This is a genomic window from Arthrobacter sp. P1_H7 (assembly GCF_056405215.1).
In genome coordinates this window covers 92,841-107,754 of record NZ_JBFUCO010000010.1, presented here as the reverse complement: position 1 = coordinate 107,754, position 14,914 = coordinate 92,841, and the positions used below count along the sequence as shown (strand labels likewise).

General features: G+C 68.6%; 15 protein-coding genes. 4 read left to right on the top strand and 11 right to left on the bottom strand.

Annotated elements, in window-relative coordinates; all coding sequences use genetic code 11:
• Nucleotides 1-124: 124 nt before the first annotated feature.
• On the bottom strand, nt 125-895 hold the full coding sequence (locus AC1DXI_RS11410) for a septum formation family protein (protein WP_476938711.1): 771 nt from the start codon (nt 893-895) through the stop codon (nt 125-127).
• A gap of 293 nt (nt 896-1,188) precedes the next feature.
• Here AC1DXI_RS11410 and AC1DXI_RS11405 point away from each other — a divergent pair, with 293 nt between their 5' ends.
• Both AC1DXI_RS11405 and AC1DXI_RS11400 read left to right on the top strand, forming a co-directional pair.
• Nucleotides 1,189-1,422, top strand: a complete 234-nt coding sequence (locus AC1DXI_RS11405; RefSeq protein ID WP_018774150.1) for a DUF3073 domain-containing protein — start codon at nt 1,189-1,191, stop codon at nt 1,420-1,422.
• Between the two features lie 261 nt (nt 1,423-1,683).
• Nucleotides 1,684-2,466: a VOC family protein gene (locus AC1DXI_RS11400; RefSeq protein ID WP_476938710.1), complete on the top strand. Its 783-nt coding sequence runs from the start codon at nt 1,684-1,686 to the stop codon at nt 2,464-2,466.
• Between the two features lie 69 nt (nt 2,467-2,535).
• Here AC1DXI_RS11400 and purM read toward each other — a convergent pair whose 3' ends face one another.
• The 3 genes from purM to AC1DXI_RS11385 form a co-directional block, all read right to left on the bottom strand.
• Nucleotides 2,536-3,705, bottom strand: coding sequence for a phosphoribosylformylglycinamidine cyclo-ligase (gene purM / locus AC1DXI_RS11395; RefSeq protein ID WP_476938709.1), 1,170 nt, complete (start codon nt 3,703-3,705; stop codon nt 2,536-2,538).
• On the bottom strand, nt 3,702-5,390 hold the full coding sequence (gene purF / locus AC1DXI_RS11390) for an amidophosphoribosyltransferase (protein WP_476938708.1): 1,689 nt from the start codon (nt 5,388-5,390) through the stop codon (nt 3,702-3,704). The genes purM and purF overlap by 4 nt, the downstream gene beginning before the upstream one ends.
• Nucleotides 5,391-5,453: 63 nt before the next feature.
• Entirely contained in the window at nt 5,454-5,849 is a 396-nt protein-coding gene (locus AC1DXI_RS11385; RefSeq protein ID WP_476938707.1) for a hypothetical protein, read from the bottom strand.
• A 90-nt stretch (nt 5,850-5,939) separates the two neighbouring features.
• Here AC1DXI_RS11385 and AC1DXI_RS11380 point away from each other — a divergent pair, with 90 nt between their 5' ends.
• Nucleotides 5,940-6,788, top strand: coding sequence for a class I SAM-dependent methyltransferase (locus AC1DXI_RS11380; RefSeq protein WP_476938706.1), 849 nt, complete (start codon nt 5,940-5,942; stop codon nt 6,786-6,788).
• 55 nt (nt 6,789-6,843) lie between these two features.
• Here the strand turns inward: AC1DXI_RS11380 and bcp are convergent, their stop codons facing one another.
• Complete coding sequence (gene bcp, locus AC1DXI_RS11375) at nt 6,844-7,323, bottom strand: thioredoxin-dependent thiol peroxidase (protein ID WP_476938705.1); 480 nt, start codon at nt 7,321-7,323, stop codon at nt 6,844-6,846.
• A gap of 171 nt (nt 7,324-7,494) precedes the next feature.
• Between bcp and AC1DXI_RS11370 the strand changes: the two genes are divergently transcribed.
• Nucleotides 7,495-8,439, top strand: coding sequence for a serine hydrolase (locus tag AC1DXI_RS11370; RefSeq protein WP_476938704.1), 945 nt, complete (start codon nt 7,495-7,497; stop codon nt 8,437-8,439).
• 158 nt (nt 8,440-8,597) lie between these two features.
• Here the strand turns inward: AC1DXI_RS11370 and allB are convergent, their stop codons facing one another.
• The 6 genes from allB to aceB all read right to left on the bottom strand — a co-directional run bounded on the left by allB (nt 8,598) and on the right by aceB (nt 14,883).
• Nucleotides 8,598-9,938, bottom strand: a complete 1,341-nt coding sequence (allB, locus tag AC1DXI_RS11365) for an allantoinase AllB (protein ID WP_476938703.1) — start codon at nt 9,936-9,938, stop codon at nt 8,598-8,600.
• A gap of 37 nt (nt 9,939-9,975) precedes the next feature.
• Nucleotides 9,976-10,776, bottom strand: a complete 801-nt coding sequence (locus tag AC1DXI_RS11360) for a hydroxypyruvate isomerase family protein (RefSeq protein ID WP_476938702.1) — start codon at nt 10,774-10,776, stop codon at nt 9,976-9,978.
• Between the two features lie 107 nt (nt 10,777-10,883).
• Nucleotides 10,884-11,045, bottom strand: a complete 162-nt coding sequence (locus tag AC1DXI_RS11355) for a hypothetical protein (RefSeq protein ID WP_476938701.1) — start codon at nt 11,043-11,045, stop codon at nt 10,884-10,886.
• Between the two features lie 52 nt (nt 11,046-11,097).
• Entirely contained in the window at nt 11,098-11,910 is an 813-nt protein-coding gene (locus tag AC1DXI_RS11350; protein WP_476938700.1) for a bifunctional allantoicase/(S)-ureidoglycine aminohydrolase, read from the bottom strand.
• A complete protein-coding gene (locus tag AC1DXI_RS11345) occupies nt 11,907-13,193 on the bottom strand; it encodes a DUF6986 family protein (protein ID WP_476938839.1) in 1,287 nt (428 codons plus the stop codon). Before AC1DXI_RS11345 ends, AC1DXI_RS11350 begins: the two co-directional genes overlap by 4 nt.
• A 91-nt stretch (nt 13,194-13,284) precedes the next feature.
• Nucleotides 13,285-14,883, bottom strand: a complete 1,599-nt coding sequence (aceB, locus tag AC1DXI_RS11340) for a malate synthase A (protein ID WP_476938699.1) — start codon at nt 14,881-14,883, stop codon at nt 13,285-13,287.
• Nucleotides 14,884-14,914 lie beyond the last annotated feature (31 nt).

The following is a 14,914-nucleotide window of genomic DNA, read 5'->3' as shown; positions in this document are numbered from 1 at the left end:
CGCCGGACCGGGTGCGCTCAGTGCCACCGGCAGCCCGGGTCCCGTCCCGGCTGCCAGTGGCGCTGAGCACCCTGCCGGTGGGCCAGAGCCGTGCGCCTTGCCAGTGTACTTAGCCGGGGCAAGGCTAGGGCAGCAGGGACTCTTTGATGACGTTTCCGGTGTTCGTCACGGCGTAGCAGTCGACCCGTCGGTCGCCCATCTCCCAGCTGCGCGGGCTCGGGTAGGCCAGCTTGTAGCTCAGGTCGTAGTCGCCGGCCTTAGCCGTGAGCGGAGCCGTCTTGCAGGCATCGCGTGCTTTCTGCTTGAGCTGGTCCCGGCCGGGGTACGAGTCATTTGACCCGTATTTTTCAACGGCAACCAGCTGCGCCGAGTGGCCGCTGGCGCAATCCACGACCGTGGACTGTTGCGCATCCGGGTCGAAGTCCTGGAAGCAGTCCCGCAACTGGAAGTCCAAGGGGCTGACGCCTTCCAGCGGCAAAGCTCCGCGGCTGGCCGGGGCGGACGCCGACGAAGCTGCGGGGGCCGGGCTGTCGTTTTCCGCGGAGGCCTGGCCGCTGCCGGCAAATGCGGTCACAGCCCACCAGACCAGCAGCGCAAGCACCACGAGGACGGCCGCGGCCGCACCGAGCCGCTTTGGCCCCTGCCGGCGGATCCGGCGGACCAGGGGGCGTGCCCGCCGCGAGAGAGCTTTCTTGGTGCGTGAGAGCGCTTTCTGGGTGCCGGCGAACGTGGTCTCGGCAAGCGCCGGGCGCGCTGGTTTAGCCGCTGCGGGTGCCGCCGAGGGATTCGTGCGCCGCGCAGGATCGGCAGTAATGACGGGCAGGGCGGACGTCGGCGGCCTCGAGGGCGGCGGCGGGATGGACCCGGCGTCGTTCCTTGGATTCTCTTCAGTCACTGAGAAATTCACCACTTCCGTGCGTCTTTGCCGTGGCTGGAGGCCCGGCGCGGCGGCCCTTTTCTGGGCGCACATCACGAAACTCTATCGAAGATGCGCGGCACCGCGCATGCGCCGGTGGCTTCGGCCACCGTTGCGGGACGCGCCACACTGTCCACAGGGGGCGGGCCGGCGAGCAGTTGGCGCCGAAAGCATGTAATCTAGGTGTACGACAAATTGACCAAACATTCCGGGGCCTCACCGATCGCCAAAAGGTGACCACCTCCGGTCCAAGTACAAAAGGGGGTCACGCCATGGGGCGCGGCCGTCAAAAGGCAAAAGCTACCAAGCAGGCTCGGGACATCAAGTACTACTCCCCGAACACTGACTATTCGGCCCTTCAGCGCGAGCTCACGGGCCCGGGAAGTCGTGCCACGAGCCACTTCGCGGATGACCCGGTCGAACCGGATTATTCAGCGTATGTGGATAAGTACGCGGACGATGTGGAAGACGACGACGACGAGGTTGATTCCCGTCGCATAGGTTAGTCGACGCTTCCTCCCGGCAGTTCTCTCCGGGGGATCCTTCCGGCACCGCGGTGCCAGCCAAAGATTTTCGGGCCGCCGGCCACACCTGTAACAAGTGTGGCCGGCGGCCTTTCTTGTGCCCGCAGCGTTCCGTTTCCGCAGCCGGCCGCCTGGCCGCGCTTCGCTGTGATGTGCCGGCGCAGTTGTCACCGGCGGGGCGCCGGGCTACGTTGTTCGTGCCGGATTTTCCCGGACGCGCCACCGATGCCCGGAAGGACTGCCATGACTATGCGCAAAGGATTCGCCGAGGGCGAGCTCTGCTGGACGGACCTCCAGACCCGCGACGTGGAGGCGGCGAAGGCCTTTTACGCGGGGGTTTTCGGCTGGCGGTATGAAGACCTGCCTACCCCGGACGGACGCAGCTACGCGAAAGCCTTCCTGGGCGAGGACCTGGTTACCGTGCTCGCGCCGCAGAACCCCCAGCAGGAAGCCGCGGCCGAACCGGGCCGGTGGAACGTGTATTTCGCGGTCGACGACGCCCGGGACCTGGCCGCCGAACTGGCCCATTCCCCCGGGCACCTTGAATTCGGCCCCGAGGAGATCGGTGACACCGGCGTGATGGTCTTCTTCGCCCCGCCCGGCGGCGGAACCACCGGGGCGTGGCAGGCCGGCAGCCACGTCGGAGCCGGCCGGAGCCAGGAGGCGGGCACCCTGGCATGGGCTGAGCTGCTGACCCCCGAGCCGCAGGCCGCCGTCGGCTTCTTCCAACAGCTCTTCGGGCACGACGTGACCGAATACCCCCAGGACGACGGCGGCACCTACACCACGCTCATGGTGGGCGGAACCGAGGTGGCCGGCATCGCCCGGGTTCCCGGCGACGCGCAGGACACCCTCGAGCCGGGATGGCAGGTCTACTTCGGTGTCTCCGACGTCGCAGCGGCGGTGCAGGCTGCGGTGGCCGCGGGCGGCGTCGTGCTGATCGAACCGGACGAGGTCGAGGAAGCCGGCACCATCGCCACCCTTAAGGATCCGCAGGGCGGCGTCTTCAGCCTGCTGGAGGTTTGAACAGATCGAGTGCTCCGTAACTGCCGTTCAAAGCGTTCAAAACGGCAGTTACGGAGCACTCGATGAGGGTTAGGCGTAGGTGTTGACCAGCCGGACGGCGCCGCCGTCGACGCCCTTGGCGCCCTGGACGTAGTCCGGGCCGGTCTTGAGGACCGCATCCGAGTTCTGCTCGACGGTGCCCATGATCCAGGACGGCAGGCCGCGGTCGTTGAGCCGGTTCACGGCGGCGTCGGCAGCTTCCGGCGAAACAATGGCGACCATGCCCACGCCAAGGTTCAGGGTGCGCTCGAGGTCGGCCAGCGGGACGTTGCCGAGTTCGGAAACCAGCTTGAAGATGGCCGGGAGCTCCCAGGTGGAGCGGTCCACGGTGGCCAGCAGGCCCTGCGGGAGGACGCGGGCGAGGTTGGCGGCGAGGCCGCCGCCGGTCACGTGGCTGAAGCCGTGGACGGCCTTGCCGCCCGCAGAGCCGTTCACGGGGAAGGTGCGGGCGAGGTCCAGGCAGTCCGCGGCGTAGACGCGGGTGGGCTCGAGGAGCTCCTCGCCCAGGGTGCGGCCGAGCTCGGAGACCTGGCGGTCCAGGGCCCAGCCGGCGTGGTTGATGACGCGGCGGACCAGGGAGTAGCCGTTGGAATGCAGGCCGGAGGAGGCCATACCGATCACTACGTCGCCGGCGCGGACCCGGTCCGGTCCGAGCAGTTGGTCGGCCTCGACCACGCCGGTGGCGGCGCCGGCGACGTCGTACTCGTGCTCACCAAGCAGGCCGGGGTGTTCGGCGGTTTCGCCGCCCACCAGGGCGGTGCCGGCGACCGAGCAGGCGGCCGCGATGCCGCGGACGATGTCGGCGATGCGCTCCGGGACCACCTTGCCGCAGGCGATGTAGTCGGTCATGTACAGCGGCTCGGCGCCCACGACGACGATGTCGTCCACCACCATGCCGACGAGGTCGTAGCCGATGGTGTCGTGGATGTCCATGGCCTGGGCGATTGCCACCTTGGTGCCGACGCCGTCGGTGGAGGTGGCCAGCAGCGGGCGCTTGTAGGTCAGCAGCCGGGAGACATCATAGAGGCCCGCGAACCCGCCGACGCCGCCGATCACCGAGGCGTTGTGGGTTGCCTTGACGGCGTCCTTCATGAGTTCGACGGCGCGGTCTCCCGCTTCGACGTCGACGCCGGCGGAGGCGTAGGTGATGCCGGCGTTCTGTGCGGCGTTCATGTCAGCGGCCGGGGAGGCGGAAGTCATACTGGCTCTTTCTTGTCGGCTGTGGTGACGCGGTCGGCATCGGTGAGCAGTTCTTCGAATTCGGAGTCCGGCCCCGGATCGCAGCCGGTGGCGCCGGCCTTCTCGGCCGGATCGTCGGCGATGGAGGTGCCGGGTTCGGCGTCGGGCGCCGCCGCGGAATCAGACGCGCCGGAGGGCGCCGAGGACGCCGCCGAGCCGGCGGCGGGCGCGAGGCCGCCGAGGTCGGTGCGCTCGAGCAGGTTCTTGCCGAGCTTGTCCGCGCCGGGCAGCTCGATCGGGTACTTGCCGGTGAAGCATGCCGTGCAGAGACGCTCGCGCGGCTGCCGCGTGGCGTCGATCATGCCGTCTTCGGAAATGTAGGCGAGCGAGTCGGCGCCGATGGCCTGGGTGATTTCGTCGATGGTGGCGCCGTTGGCGATCAGTTCCGCCCGGGAGGCGAAGTCGATGCCGTAGAAGCAGGGCCACTTGACCGGCGGGGAGGAAATCTTGATGTGGACGCTCGCGGCGCCCGCTTCCCGGAGCATCCGCACGATGGCGCGCTGGGTGTTGCCGCGGACGATCGAGTCATCCACCACCACAACACGCTTGCCGCGGATCACGGATTCGAGGGCGTTCAGCTTGAGCCGGATGCCGAGCTGGCGCAGTGTCTGCGAGGGCTGGATGAACGTGCGGCCCACGTAGGAGTTCTTGACGAAGCCGTGCGCGAACGGGATGCCGGATTCTTCGGCGTAGCCCACCGCCGCGGGGGTGCCGGATTCCGGCACCGGGATGACGATGTCCGCTTCCTGGGTGTTTTCGCGGGCCAGCTGCCGGCCCATTTCGACGCGGGATTCGTATACCGAGCGGCCCGCAATGGAGGCGTCCGGGCGGGCGAGGTAGACGTATTCGAAAACACAGCCGGCCGGCGTCGCCTCGGCGAAGCGCTGCGAACGGACGCCGTCCTCGTCGATCGCGATGAACTCGCCGGGTTCGATTTCGCGGATGAAGCTGGCGCCGACGGTGGCGAGGGCGGACTGCTCGGAGGCAACCACCCAGCCGCGTTCGAGCCGGCCCAGGCACAGCGGGCGGATCCCGTAGGTGTCCCGGGCCGCGTAGAGGGTGCCCTCATCCATGAAGACGAAGCAGAAGCCGCCCTTGATCTTGGGCAGCAGCTCCATGGCCGTCTGCTCCAGGGACTTGCCCTCTTCGCCCTCCAGGAGCGCGGTCACCAGGGCGGTGTCCGAGGTGTTGCCCTGCTTCATCTCGCCGCTGAGGTTTCCGCCGTTGCGGTCCTCGATCATCGCCTTGAGCTCGGCCGTGTTGGTCAGGTTGCCGTTGTGGGCCAGAGCCACGGTGCCCGTGGCGGTCGCGCCCAGGGTGGGCTGGGCGTTGGCCCAGTGGCTGGCGCCGGTAGTGGAATAGCGGCAGTGGCCGACGGCCAGGTGCCCGGTCAGGGTGTTCAGCGTGGTCTCGTCGAAGACCTGGGAAACGAGCCCCATGTCCTTGTAGACGTTGATCCGCTTGCCGTCGCTGGTTGCTATGCCAGCCGACTCCTGACCGCGGTGCTGCAATGCATACAGCCCGTAGTAGGTGAGTTTTGCTACTTCTTCACCGGGTGCCCAGACCCCGAAGACGCCGCATGCGTCCTGAGGGCCTTTTTCGCCTGGGAGAAGATCATGAGAAAGTTTTCCATCGCCGCGTGCCACTGGTCGATTATCTCACGATGTGCGCTAAGACTTTTCCGGCGGCCGGTTTATGACCTGACGCCCTCAGGCGCGGTTCCCGTCGTCGTCGGAGTCGTCGTCCGCGTCCGGTGCGGATTCGACGACGGCGTGCTCGGCGCGGCGGACGCTCCGCCGGTCCAGGACCAGGGCGGTAGCGGCACCCAGGATGACGCCGCCGGCCGCGCAGAGAATCATGAAGAAGCCAAAGACCGAGGAGCGGTCGAAGCTCGCGTCACCGGGAAGGGCGTAGGCGATGACGGCCGCGACGGCCACGCCCAGGAGCCCACCCAGGATCAGGAAGGGCACATATTTCGGCGCCCGGCGGACGGTGACCTCGCGGCGCTCCGGAACGCCGCTCTGGGCACTGCCCTGAACACTGCCCGGGGCCGGTTCCCGCTGGGGGTCGTTGCCTGCTGTGCCGGGGGTTTCGTGGGGAGACATGCCGTTAAGCCTACTGCCCTTCGACTCATTGCCGGGGACCGCTTCCCGGAGCAGACTAGGGCTAGGTACAGACCAGCTAAGGAACCGCCAATGTTAGCCTCAGCCGACCGTATTCGTGAGGAGCAGCGCTTGCTCTGGGATGAGTTCTCGTCGGGCTGGAAGAAATGGGACGCTGAACTGCTCGGCTGGCAGGCCCCGTTCGGGGACGCCCTCATCAAGGAGCTCCGGCTCCGCCCCGGCTCAGAGGTGCTGGACGTCGGGGCAGGCACGGGGGAGCCTGGCCTCAACGTGGCCGCGCAGGTGCCGGATGGCCGGGTGGTCCTGACTGACATTTCGTCAGGGATGCTTCGGGTGGCCGAAGAGAAGGCAGCGGCCCGGCGCCTGAACAACCTGGACTTTCAAGTGTGCGATTCGGCCGCCCTGCCGTTCCGCGACAACACGTTCGACGCCGTCTATAGCCACTTCGGTTTGATGTTCTTCCCGGTGATGTCCGCGGCCATGGCAGAGATGGCGCGCACCGCCAGGCCGGGCGCCCGGGTGGGCGCCGTCGTCTGGGGACGCGCGGCGGCAAACCCCTGGGCCAGCCTGATCCTGGGCACGATTGCCCGGCACCGGGAACTGCCCATTCCGCCCACGGGGACTCCCGGGCTGTTCCGCTGCGCACCAACCGGGTTCATGACCCGCATGTTCAAGGAGGCCGGACTGGCGGAGGTGGCCGAGCACCAGGTCAGCACCGACCTGGTGCACGAATCCCCGGAGAGCTATTGGGAGTTCATGACGGACATCGCGACCACCGTGGCGATGGGGCTGGCCAAGGCGGACGCGGACTCGCGGGCCCTGATCCGCTCGGATGTGTTCTCGCTGCTGGGCCGCTACGAGCACGACGGCGCGATCCGGCTCCGGTCCACCGCCACCGTGGCGGCGGGGACCAAGGTGTAGCCAGGGGGGCGGGCCCGGACTGTTTCCGCGGCGACGCTGCGGAGGGGGCGCGCCGTTAGACGCCCAGTGCTTCCTTCAGCGACGCCACGTGGCCCTGGGCCTTGACCTGGTACTGTGCCAGCTTCACCTTGCCCTCCGGGTCCAGCACCACGGTGGAGCGGACGATGCCCTCCGTAACCTCGCCATGGATCAGCTTCTCGCCCCACGCGCCGTAGGCGAGGGCCACCGCGTGGTCCTCGTCGGCCAGGAGCGGGAAGGTCAGGGCGAAGTCGCCGGTGAAATGGGCCAGGGCCTCGGGGGCGTCGGGGGAGATGCCCAGGACCTCGTAGCCGGAGCCCTGCAGGGACGCGAGGTTGTCGCGGAAGTCGCAGGCCTCGGTGGTGCAGCCGGGGGTTGCCGCCTGCGGGTAGAAGTACACAATGACGTTCTTGCCGCGGTAGTCGGCCAAGGCAACCTGCTTGCCTTCGGCGTCCGGCAGGGTGAAATCCGGGGCCGGGGTGCCGGGCTGAAGCTTGACGGTCATGTTTGCGCTCATGATGTTCCTTCGGGGAGTGGACAACGGTCTGTGATGGACAACATCGTGAGCCGAGGCTGTATTCCGCCGCCTGGGCCCGGGCAGCACCCGTCCGGGGCGGACTGGGTGCCCGCCGGCCTGACAGCTTTTTCAAAGCTCGGGCATAGCTGCCGTGGCTAGCTTGGAGCCATTATGGAACAGCAAACTCCACGGCAGCGGCGACTCGGATCCGGGCGCACGTCCACGGGACGGCAGCCGACGCCTGGCCGGGTCCGGGCCCTGACCCTGGCGGCCGGTGCCGCAGTGCTGGCGGTCGTGCTGGCCGCCGGCATCTATTCCTCCGCCGAAGCCCGCTCGACGGCGGCGAATCTCACGGCTGCGTCTGCCGCCCCGTCTGCCGCGACGACGGCGGAGGCCAGCGCGTCGCCGTCGGCCAGTCTCGATGCGGCGGCCCCGGCATCCGCACCGGCGCCGGGAACGGTGGACGAGGCACTGGATGCGCGCATCAAGGCCATTCTCGATGCCAACAGCCAGTACCAGATCGGCGTGGCGCTGGTCGACGTTTCCCGGGACCCCGGCGCCGCGGACGTCCACGAATACGGGGTCCGGGAGGAGTTCGTGGCCGCGAGCACCGCCAAAGTGCTGGCCGCGGCGGCCTACTACCACCTGGTCGAAACCGGGGCAGCCAGCCTCGATGACCCGTTGGGGAACTACACCGCCGGCTTCCAGCTCCGGGAGATGATCCAGCAGAGCGACAACGACTCGTGGTCCCTGATCATGGATGCCGTGGGCCACGAGCAGCTGACGGAGTACGCGGGATCGCTGGGCGTGAGCTATGACCCGGAAATCAACACGCTGACACCGGCGGAAATGGCGACGATCCTGGCGGGGGTCTACTCCGGGACGCTCCTGACGGCCGGGGACACCGCCCAGTTGTTGTCCTATATGCAGGACACCAACTACGAAACGCTCATTCCCGCCGCCGTTCCGGAAGGGATCACGGTCTTCCACAAATACGGGCTCCTGGACGACGAACTGCACGACGCCGCCGTCCTCGCGCAAGGCAACACCGCGACGCGCTGGTCATCTACACCAAGGGCCAGGACTTGGGTGACGTCCCGGAACGCACCGAGGTGATCCATCAGCTGACGCAGGCCGTGGCGGGCGCCCTCTTCTAGCGCGGCGTTATCGGAAGGCTGCGGCGGAACCGGACCACCGCACCGCGGATCCGAGGAGCCTTCGTCCCGAAGCGGGGCAGAAAACCGAATGCGGCGCGGACCAGACGCGGACTTGGCTCATACGCCGCGGCGGATCAGCTGGCCGGTCGGAGTCCGGCCGTCGATCAGGATGCCGCGGAGGTAGGTCTGCCGGACGACGCCGGAAAGCGCCTTCCCGTCGTACGGGGTGATGGGGTTCTTGTGCCGGAGTTTGGAGGCGTCCACGACGTACCCCTCGTCCGGGGCAAACACGGAGAGATCGGCGTCGTACCCCAGCGCCAGCTGGCCCTTGTTGCGCAGGCCGGCGAGCTGGGCCGGCTTGGCAGCCATCCACGAGAGAACCTGCTCCAGCCCGATGCCGCGGTGCCGGGCCCCGGTCCAGATCAGCGACAGGCCCAGCTGCAACGAAGAGACGCCGCCCCAGGCCACGGCGAAGTCCCCGTTTTCCAGGTCCTTCAAATCCAGGGTGGACGGGGAGTGGTCCGAGACGATGCAGTCGATGGTGCCATCCAGAAGCCCGGCCCACAGCAGTTCGCGGTTGGCGGCTTCGCGGATCGGCGGGCAGCACTTGTAGGCCGTGGCGCCGTCCGGGATTTCCTCGGCCGTCAGCGTCAGGTAGTGCGGGCACGTCTCCACGGTGAGCCGGACGCCGTCGCGCTTGGCGGCGGCGATCATGGGCAGCGCGTCGGAAGAGGACAGGTGCAAGATGTGGGCGCGGGCGCCGGTCCGGCGGGCCCGTTCGATGACCTCGGCGATGGCCTTGTTCTCCGCCCCGCGCGGGCGGGACGCCAGGAACGTGGCGTAGCGGTCGCCCCCCGGGCGGGGCGCGTGATCGATCGTGTGGGAGTCCTCGGCGTGGACGATCATGAGCGAGTCGAAAGACTTGAGCTCGGCCATGTCCTCTTCCATCTCCTCCGCTGCCAGGTCCGGGAACTCGTCCACACCGGAGTGCAGCAGGAAGCACTTGAAGCCGAAGACGCCCTCGTCGTGCAGCGGACGCAGCTCATGCTTGTTGCCCGGAACGGCTCCGCCCCAGAAACCGACGTCCACGAACACCTGGCCCTCGGCCACCTCGCGCTTAAGTTTCAGGGCCGCCACCGTGGTGGTGGGCGGGATGCTATTCAACGGCATGTCGATGATCGTGGTGACGCCGCCGGCCGCTGCTGCCCGGGTGGCGGACGCGAAGCCCTCCCACTCGGTGCGGCCGGGCTCGTTGACGTGCACGTGAGTGTCCACCAGGCCTGGCAGGAGGGTTTCGTCGCCGCCGAGAACGATGACTTCACGGCCGGACAGGCCGGTGCCCAGCGGCTCGATCGCGGCAATCACGCCGTCGCGGATACCGACCTCCCGCGCGGCGACGCCGGCGGTGGTCAGCACCTGCCGGCCGCGGAAGACGACGTCGTAGGTGTCTTCAGGCACGGAGCGTCTCCTTTCCGGGGAAGCCTAGGTGAATGGATCAGCCGCCGACGCCCTGGCGGACGGCCCAGCTGAACGCCGTCTCCGCCGGTTCTTTGTATTCCAGGCCGATGTAGCCCTGGTAGCCGAGGGCGCGGCTGCGGGCGACCCATTCGCCGAGCGGAAGCTGCCCGGTTCCCGGAGCCCCGCGGCCGGGGTTGTCGGCGATCTGGATGTGGCCGAAGTCCCCGGCGTGCTTTTCGATGACGGCGGCGACGTCGTCACCGTTCACTGCCAGGTGGTAGAAGTCGGCGAGGAACTTGATGTTCTCCGCGCCGGATTCCCGCCTGACCCGGGCGATGACATCGAAGGCGTCCTGGGCCTTGAGCAGCGGGTAGCGTGGTGCGCCGCTGACCGGTTCCAGGAGCACCGTGCCGCCGATACTGGCGACGCCGGCAGCCGCCGTCGCAAGGTTCTCGGCGCCAATGGCGTCCTGCCTCTGCGCGGATTCGCCGTCTATGCGGTTGCCGTAGAGGGCGTTGAAGGCCTTGCAGCCGAGGCGTTCACCGATCCCGGCGACGACGTCGATGTTGTCCTGGAATTCGGCGGAGCGTGCCGGCCAGGAGACCAGGCCGCGGTCGCCGCCGGGCATGTCGCCCGCGTTGAAGTTCAGGCCCGTGAGCTGCACGCCGGCGTCGGCGATGGCGTTCTCAAACCGGGAAACCTCGGCGTCGGCGGGGACGGAGGCCTCGAAGGGCCACCAGAATTCGACGGCGTCAAAACCGGCGGCCTTCGCCGCGGCCGGGCGTTCCAGGAGGGGGAGCTCCGTCAGGAGGATGGAGCAGTTCACGGTGTACGTCATTGCGGGTTTCTTCCGGTGAGGGCGGGAGCTGGATCCCGGTGGTTGGAGAGCCAAGGGGTGGTGCGCCGGGGCGGGGCTGGGCTGCGGGCTCCCGGCGGAGGCCATCCCTACCGTTTCCTGGGGTCCTTCCGGGCCGCCAGGCCCACGAGCGCGCCGAGCGCCACGCCGATCAGCAAGCCCGTGAACGGCTTGTCGACGGTGGTGACCCCGATCGCGTAGCCGAGGGCCGCGCCAAGGAGCATTCCGATCCACATGGATTCGTACCTCACAGCATCAGGCTAGCAAGGATCGCCCGTGCCACAAGTGCTCCCGGCTCCGGTCTCACGTCAGGCGGATCTGGCGGTTGACGTCCTTGTACAGCAGATACCGGAAGTTGCCCGGACCGCCGGCGTAGCAGGCCTGCGGGCAGAAGGCGCGCAGCCACATGAAGTCGCCGGCCTCCACCTCCACCCAGTCGTCATTGAGCCGGTAGACGGCTTTGCCTTCCAGGACGAAGAGCCCGTGTTCCATGACATGGGTTTCCGCGAAGGGGATGGAGGCCCCGGGCCTGAAGGTGACGATGTTGACGTGCATGTCGTGGGCGAGGTCCTCCGGGTCCACGAAGCGGGTGGTGGCCCAGGCGCCGTCGGTGCCGGGCATGGCCCGCGGTTCGACGTCCTGGTCGCGGGTCACGAAGGATTTAGCCGTGTAGCCGGGCAGCGGCTCGTAAGCCTTCCGGATCCACTGGAAGCTGGCGATCTCCCCGGACTCGTTCGCTACGGACCATTGGGCCCCCGCGGCGAGGTACGCGTAGCTGCCCTCTCCGAGTTTGTGGACTTCCCCCTCAAGGGTCAGTGCCAGGGCGCCCTTGGTCAGGAAGATGACGCCTTCGACGCCGGCCTCCGGCTCGGGCTGTTCCGCGCCGCCGCCTGGTCCCACCTCGACAATCAGCTGCGCGAACGTCGTGGCGAAACCGGCGATGGGCCGGGCAATGATCCAGGCGCGGGTGTTGGTCCAGCCGGGCAGTCTGCTCGTGACGATGTCGCGGAGCGCGCCCTTCGGGATGACCGTGTAGGCCTCCTTGACCACGGCCCGGTCGGTCAGGAGCTGGGTCTGCGGCGGAAGCCCGCCCTCAGGGTAGAAGTAGTTGCTCATGGGTGCGTTCCTTTGGCTGAGGGGGTGGAGGTGGCGGCCCGCCGGGGATGGGCCAAGGCGCTGAGTTGGGGGAGCCCGACGCCGGCCAGCGCCAGGACTTCGTCGGGACCGACGGCGCCGCACTGGGCGCCGCGCAGCAGGAAGGCCGCCAGGGCGCGGGCGGTGGCGGGTTCATCCAGAACGCCGCCGGCGGTTTGTTCCACGTAATGGCGGAGCCGGGCAGCGGCGGCGGGGAGCCCTTGCCGGTAGAAGGCGTAGGTCGCGGCGAACCGGCTGGGCAGCTGCGCCGGGTGGAGGTCCCAGCCCTGGTAGTAGCCGCGTTCCAGCGAGCGGCGGACCAGCCGGCCGTGGAGCTGCCAGGCCTGCTCCACGTTTCCGCCCACCGGGATGATGTTGGTGGAGCCGTCGGAGAGCCGGATCCCGGTGCCTGCCGCGGCAAGCTGCATGACTTCTTTGGCGAAGTCCGCCACGGGATGTTCCATGGACTGGTATTCGGCGGAGATCTGCAGCGATGCCGAGTAGTCGTAGGTGCCGTAGTGCAGCCCGCTGATCCTGCCGGGCACTGCGTGCGGCAGGCGCGCCACCGGCGAGGTTCCGTCCGGGCCCAGGATCAGCTGCGGCGTTTCCACCTGCACCTCGAAGCGGAGCCTGCCGGCGGCGAGTGCGTGGACTTCCTCGAGGCGGGACACGGCGAAGGCCATGGCTTCCACCTGCGCCACCGTGGTGACCTTGGGCAGGGTGAGGATGAGCCCGTCCGGGAGTTCGCCGGCCGCGGCCAGCTGCGACACGAAAAGATCCAGGGTCCGCAGGCCCCGGGCGCGGGTTGCGGCCTCGAAGCACTTGAAACGGATCMCGATGTACGGCGGCGCGGTTCCGGCGGCGACGGCGGCGGCTACGGCGGACGCCGCGGCAACAGCGGCGCCGTCCTCGGCGTCGTCGCCCCGGTCCCCGAAGCCGTCCTCAAAGTCCAGCCGGAGGTCCTCGATCGGCTCGTGTGAGAGCTTGGTCCGGACCCGGGGCGCGACGGCGGCGGCCAGCTCGGAGTCCTGGCCGAGCAGGATGCCGAGCTGTTCCAGCCCGCCCCGGGCCTCGACCGCGGCCAGGGCCTGGGCGCCCCAGTCCGCGGTGAAGTCCGGGCTGAAACGGTCGGCCGGTACGTAGACGGTGTGCACGGGCTGGCGGGAGCCGTCGTCGCCCGGGTAGCCACGCTCCAGCAGCCGGTCGGTGTCCGCGAGCCGTGCATCGATCCGGGCGAGGTCCGACGCCGAGAGGGCCGGCGTCACCGTGCCGCGGCTTGGCGAAGGGCCCGGTGAATGGCTTGGTGGACGGCCCGGTGGATGCTGCCCCGCGCTGGCCGAGGAGGCTGCCATGCTTTCAGTCCACCAGCTCGTACGCCGGCGTGGTGAGGAAATCGGTGTAGTCCTCGGACAGGCAGAGGCCGCCGATGAGTTTGCTGGCGGGCAGGTAGTGCTTTGCGAAAGCGTCCTCGCCCACCTCGGCCCGGAGTTTCTCGGTTTCCTCGGCCAGGAGGGCGGACACCAGCTCCCGGGTGACGGTCCGGCCGGTGTCGGCCAGCACCGAACGGTTGCGGATCTGTTGCCAGACCTGGGACCGCGAGATTTCCGCCGTCGCCGCGTCCTCCATCAGGTTGTGGATGGCGACGGCGCCGTTGCCGGAGATCCAGACGGCGGTGTACGCGACGGCGACGTAGAGGTTCAGCCGGAGGCCGGCCTCAGTCACCTGGCCCTGGGCGGAACGGATGTCCAGCAGCTGCTCGGCGGTGACGCTGACCTCGGGGCGCTGCCTGTCCAGCTGGTTGGGCCGCCCGCCCAGGACGGCGTCGAAAACCTCGCGGCAGACCGGCACCAGGTCCGGGTGGGCCACCCAGGATCCATCGAAGCCGTCGTTCGCCTCGCGGGTCTTGTCCGCGCGCACCTTCTCGAAGGCCTGGGCGGTCACGTCGGGTTCACGCCGGTTGGGGATCACCGCTGCCATGCCGCCCATGGCAAAGGCGCCGCGCCGGTGGCAGGTCTTGACCAGGAGTTCGGTGTAGGCCCGCATAAACGGTGCGGTCATGGCGATGGTGGCGCGGTCGGGCAGCACGAAGCTCGCACCGGCGTCGCGGAAGTACTTGATGATGCTGAACAGGTAGTCCCAGCGGCCGGCGTTCAGGCCGGAGGCGTGGTCGCGGAGTTCGAAGAGGATCTCGTCCATTTCGAAGGCTGCCGGGATGGTCTCGATCAGGACGGTGGCGCGGATGGTGCCTTGCGGAATGCCGACGTAGTCCTGGGCGAAGACGAAGATCTCGTTCCACAGCCGGGCCTCGAGGTGGCTCTCCATCTTGGGCAGGTAGTAGTAGGGTCCGTGACCGTTTGCCACGAGCCGCTTGGCGGTGTGGAAGAAGTGCAGGCCGAAGTCCACCAGGGCGCCGATGGTGTGGTCCCCGCCGATCAGCAGGTGCCGTTCGCCCATGTGCCAGCCGCGTGGCCGGGTCACCACGACCGCGAGCGGGGCGTCGCTGCGCAGCGTGTATTCCTTACCTTCGGGCGAGGTGTATTTCAGCGTGCCGTCGGCGGCGTCCCGGAGGTTGAGGATCGATTCGACCACGTTGGACCAGGTGGGCGTGCTGGCGTCCTCGAGGTCGGCGAGCCACACCTTCGCGCCGGAGTTCAGCGCATTGATGGCCATTTTGGCCGGGGCAGCCGGCCCGGTCATTTCGACCCGGCGGTCCTGCAGGGCCGCAGGCGCCGGAGCCACGCTCCAGTCGGCGTCGCGGATCTCCGCGGTCTCCGGCAGGAAGTCCAGGCGGCCGGTCAGGGCCACGTGCTCGCGCTTGCGGGCGCGGGCCTTGAGCAGCTCGGCGCGGGTTCCGGCAAAGCGGAGGTGGAGTTCTTCGATGAAGGCGAGAGCCTCCGGGGTGAGGATTTCTCCGGCCCGGTCGACGGGGTGGGGATCGGTGACGACGAGAGTCATTTCTGGTCCTTCCTGGGCCGCTCACACTTCT

Coding starts and splice junctions, on each gene's coding strand:
- aceB (WP_476938699.1), bottom strand. CDS start 14,883: ATGACTCTCGTCGTCACCGATCCCCACCCCGTCGACCGGGCCGGAGAA.
- AC1DXI_RS11400 (WP_476938710.1), top strand. CDS start 1,684: ATGACTATGCGCAAAGGATTCGCCGAGGGCGAGCTCTGCTGGACGGAC.
- purM (WP_476938709.1), bottom strand. CDS start 3,705: ATGACTTCCGCCTCCCCGGCCGCTGACATGAACGCCGCACAGAACGCC.
- bcp (WP_476938705.1), bottom strand. CDS start 7,323: ATGAGCGCAAACATGACCGTCAAGCTTCAGCCCGGCACCCCGGCCCCG.
- AC1DXI_RS11380 (WP_476938706.1), top strand. CDS start 5,940: ATGTTAGCCTCAGCCGACCGTATTCGTGAGGAGCAGCGCTTGCTCTGG.
- AC1DXI_RS11360 (WP_476938702.1), bottom strand. CDS start 10,776: ATGACGTACACCGTGAACTGCTCCATCCTCCTGACGGAGCTCCCCCTC.
- AC1DXI_RS11350 (WP_476938700.1), bottom strand. CDS start 11,910: ATGAGCAACTACTTCTACCCTGAGGGCGGGCTTCCGCCGCAGACCCAG.
- AC1DXI_RS11405 (WP_018774150.1), top strand. CDS start 1,189: ATGGGGCGCGGCCGTCAAAAGGCAAAAGCTACCAAGCAGGCTCGGGAC.
- AC1DXI_RS11370 (WP_476938704.1), top strand. CDS start 7,495: ATGGAACAGCAAACTCCACGGCAGCGGCGACTCGGATCCGGGCGCACG.
- AC1DXI_RS11385 (WP_476938707.1), bottom strand. CDS start 5,849: ATGTCTCCCCACGAAACCCCCGGCACAGCAGGCAACGACCCCCAGCGG.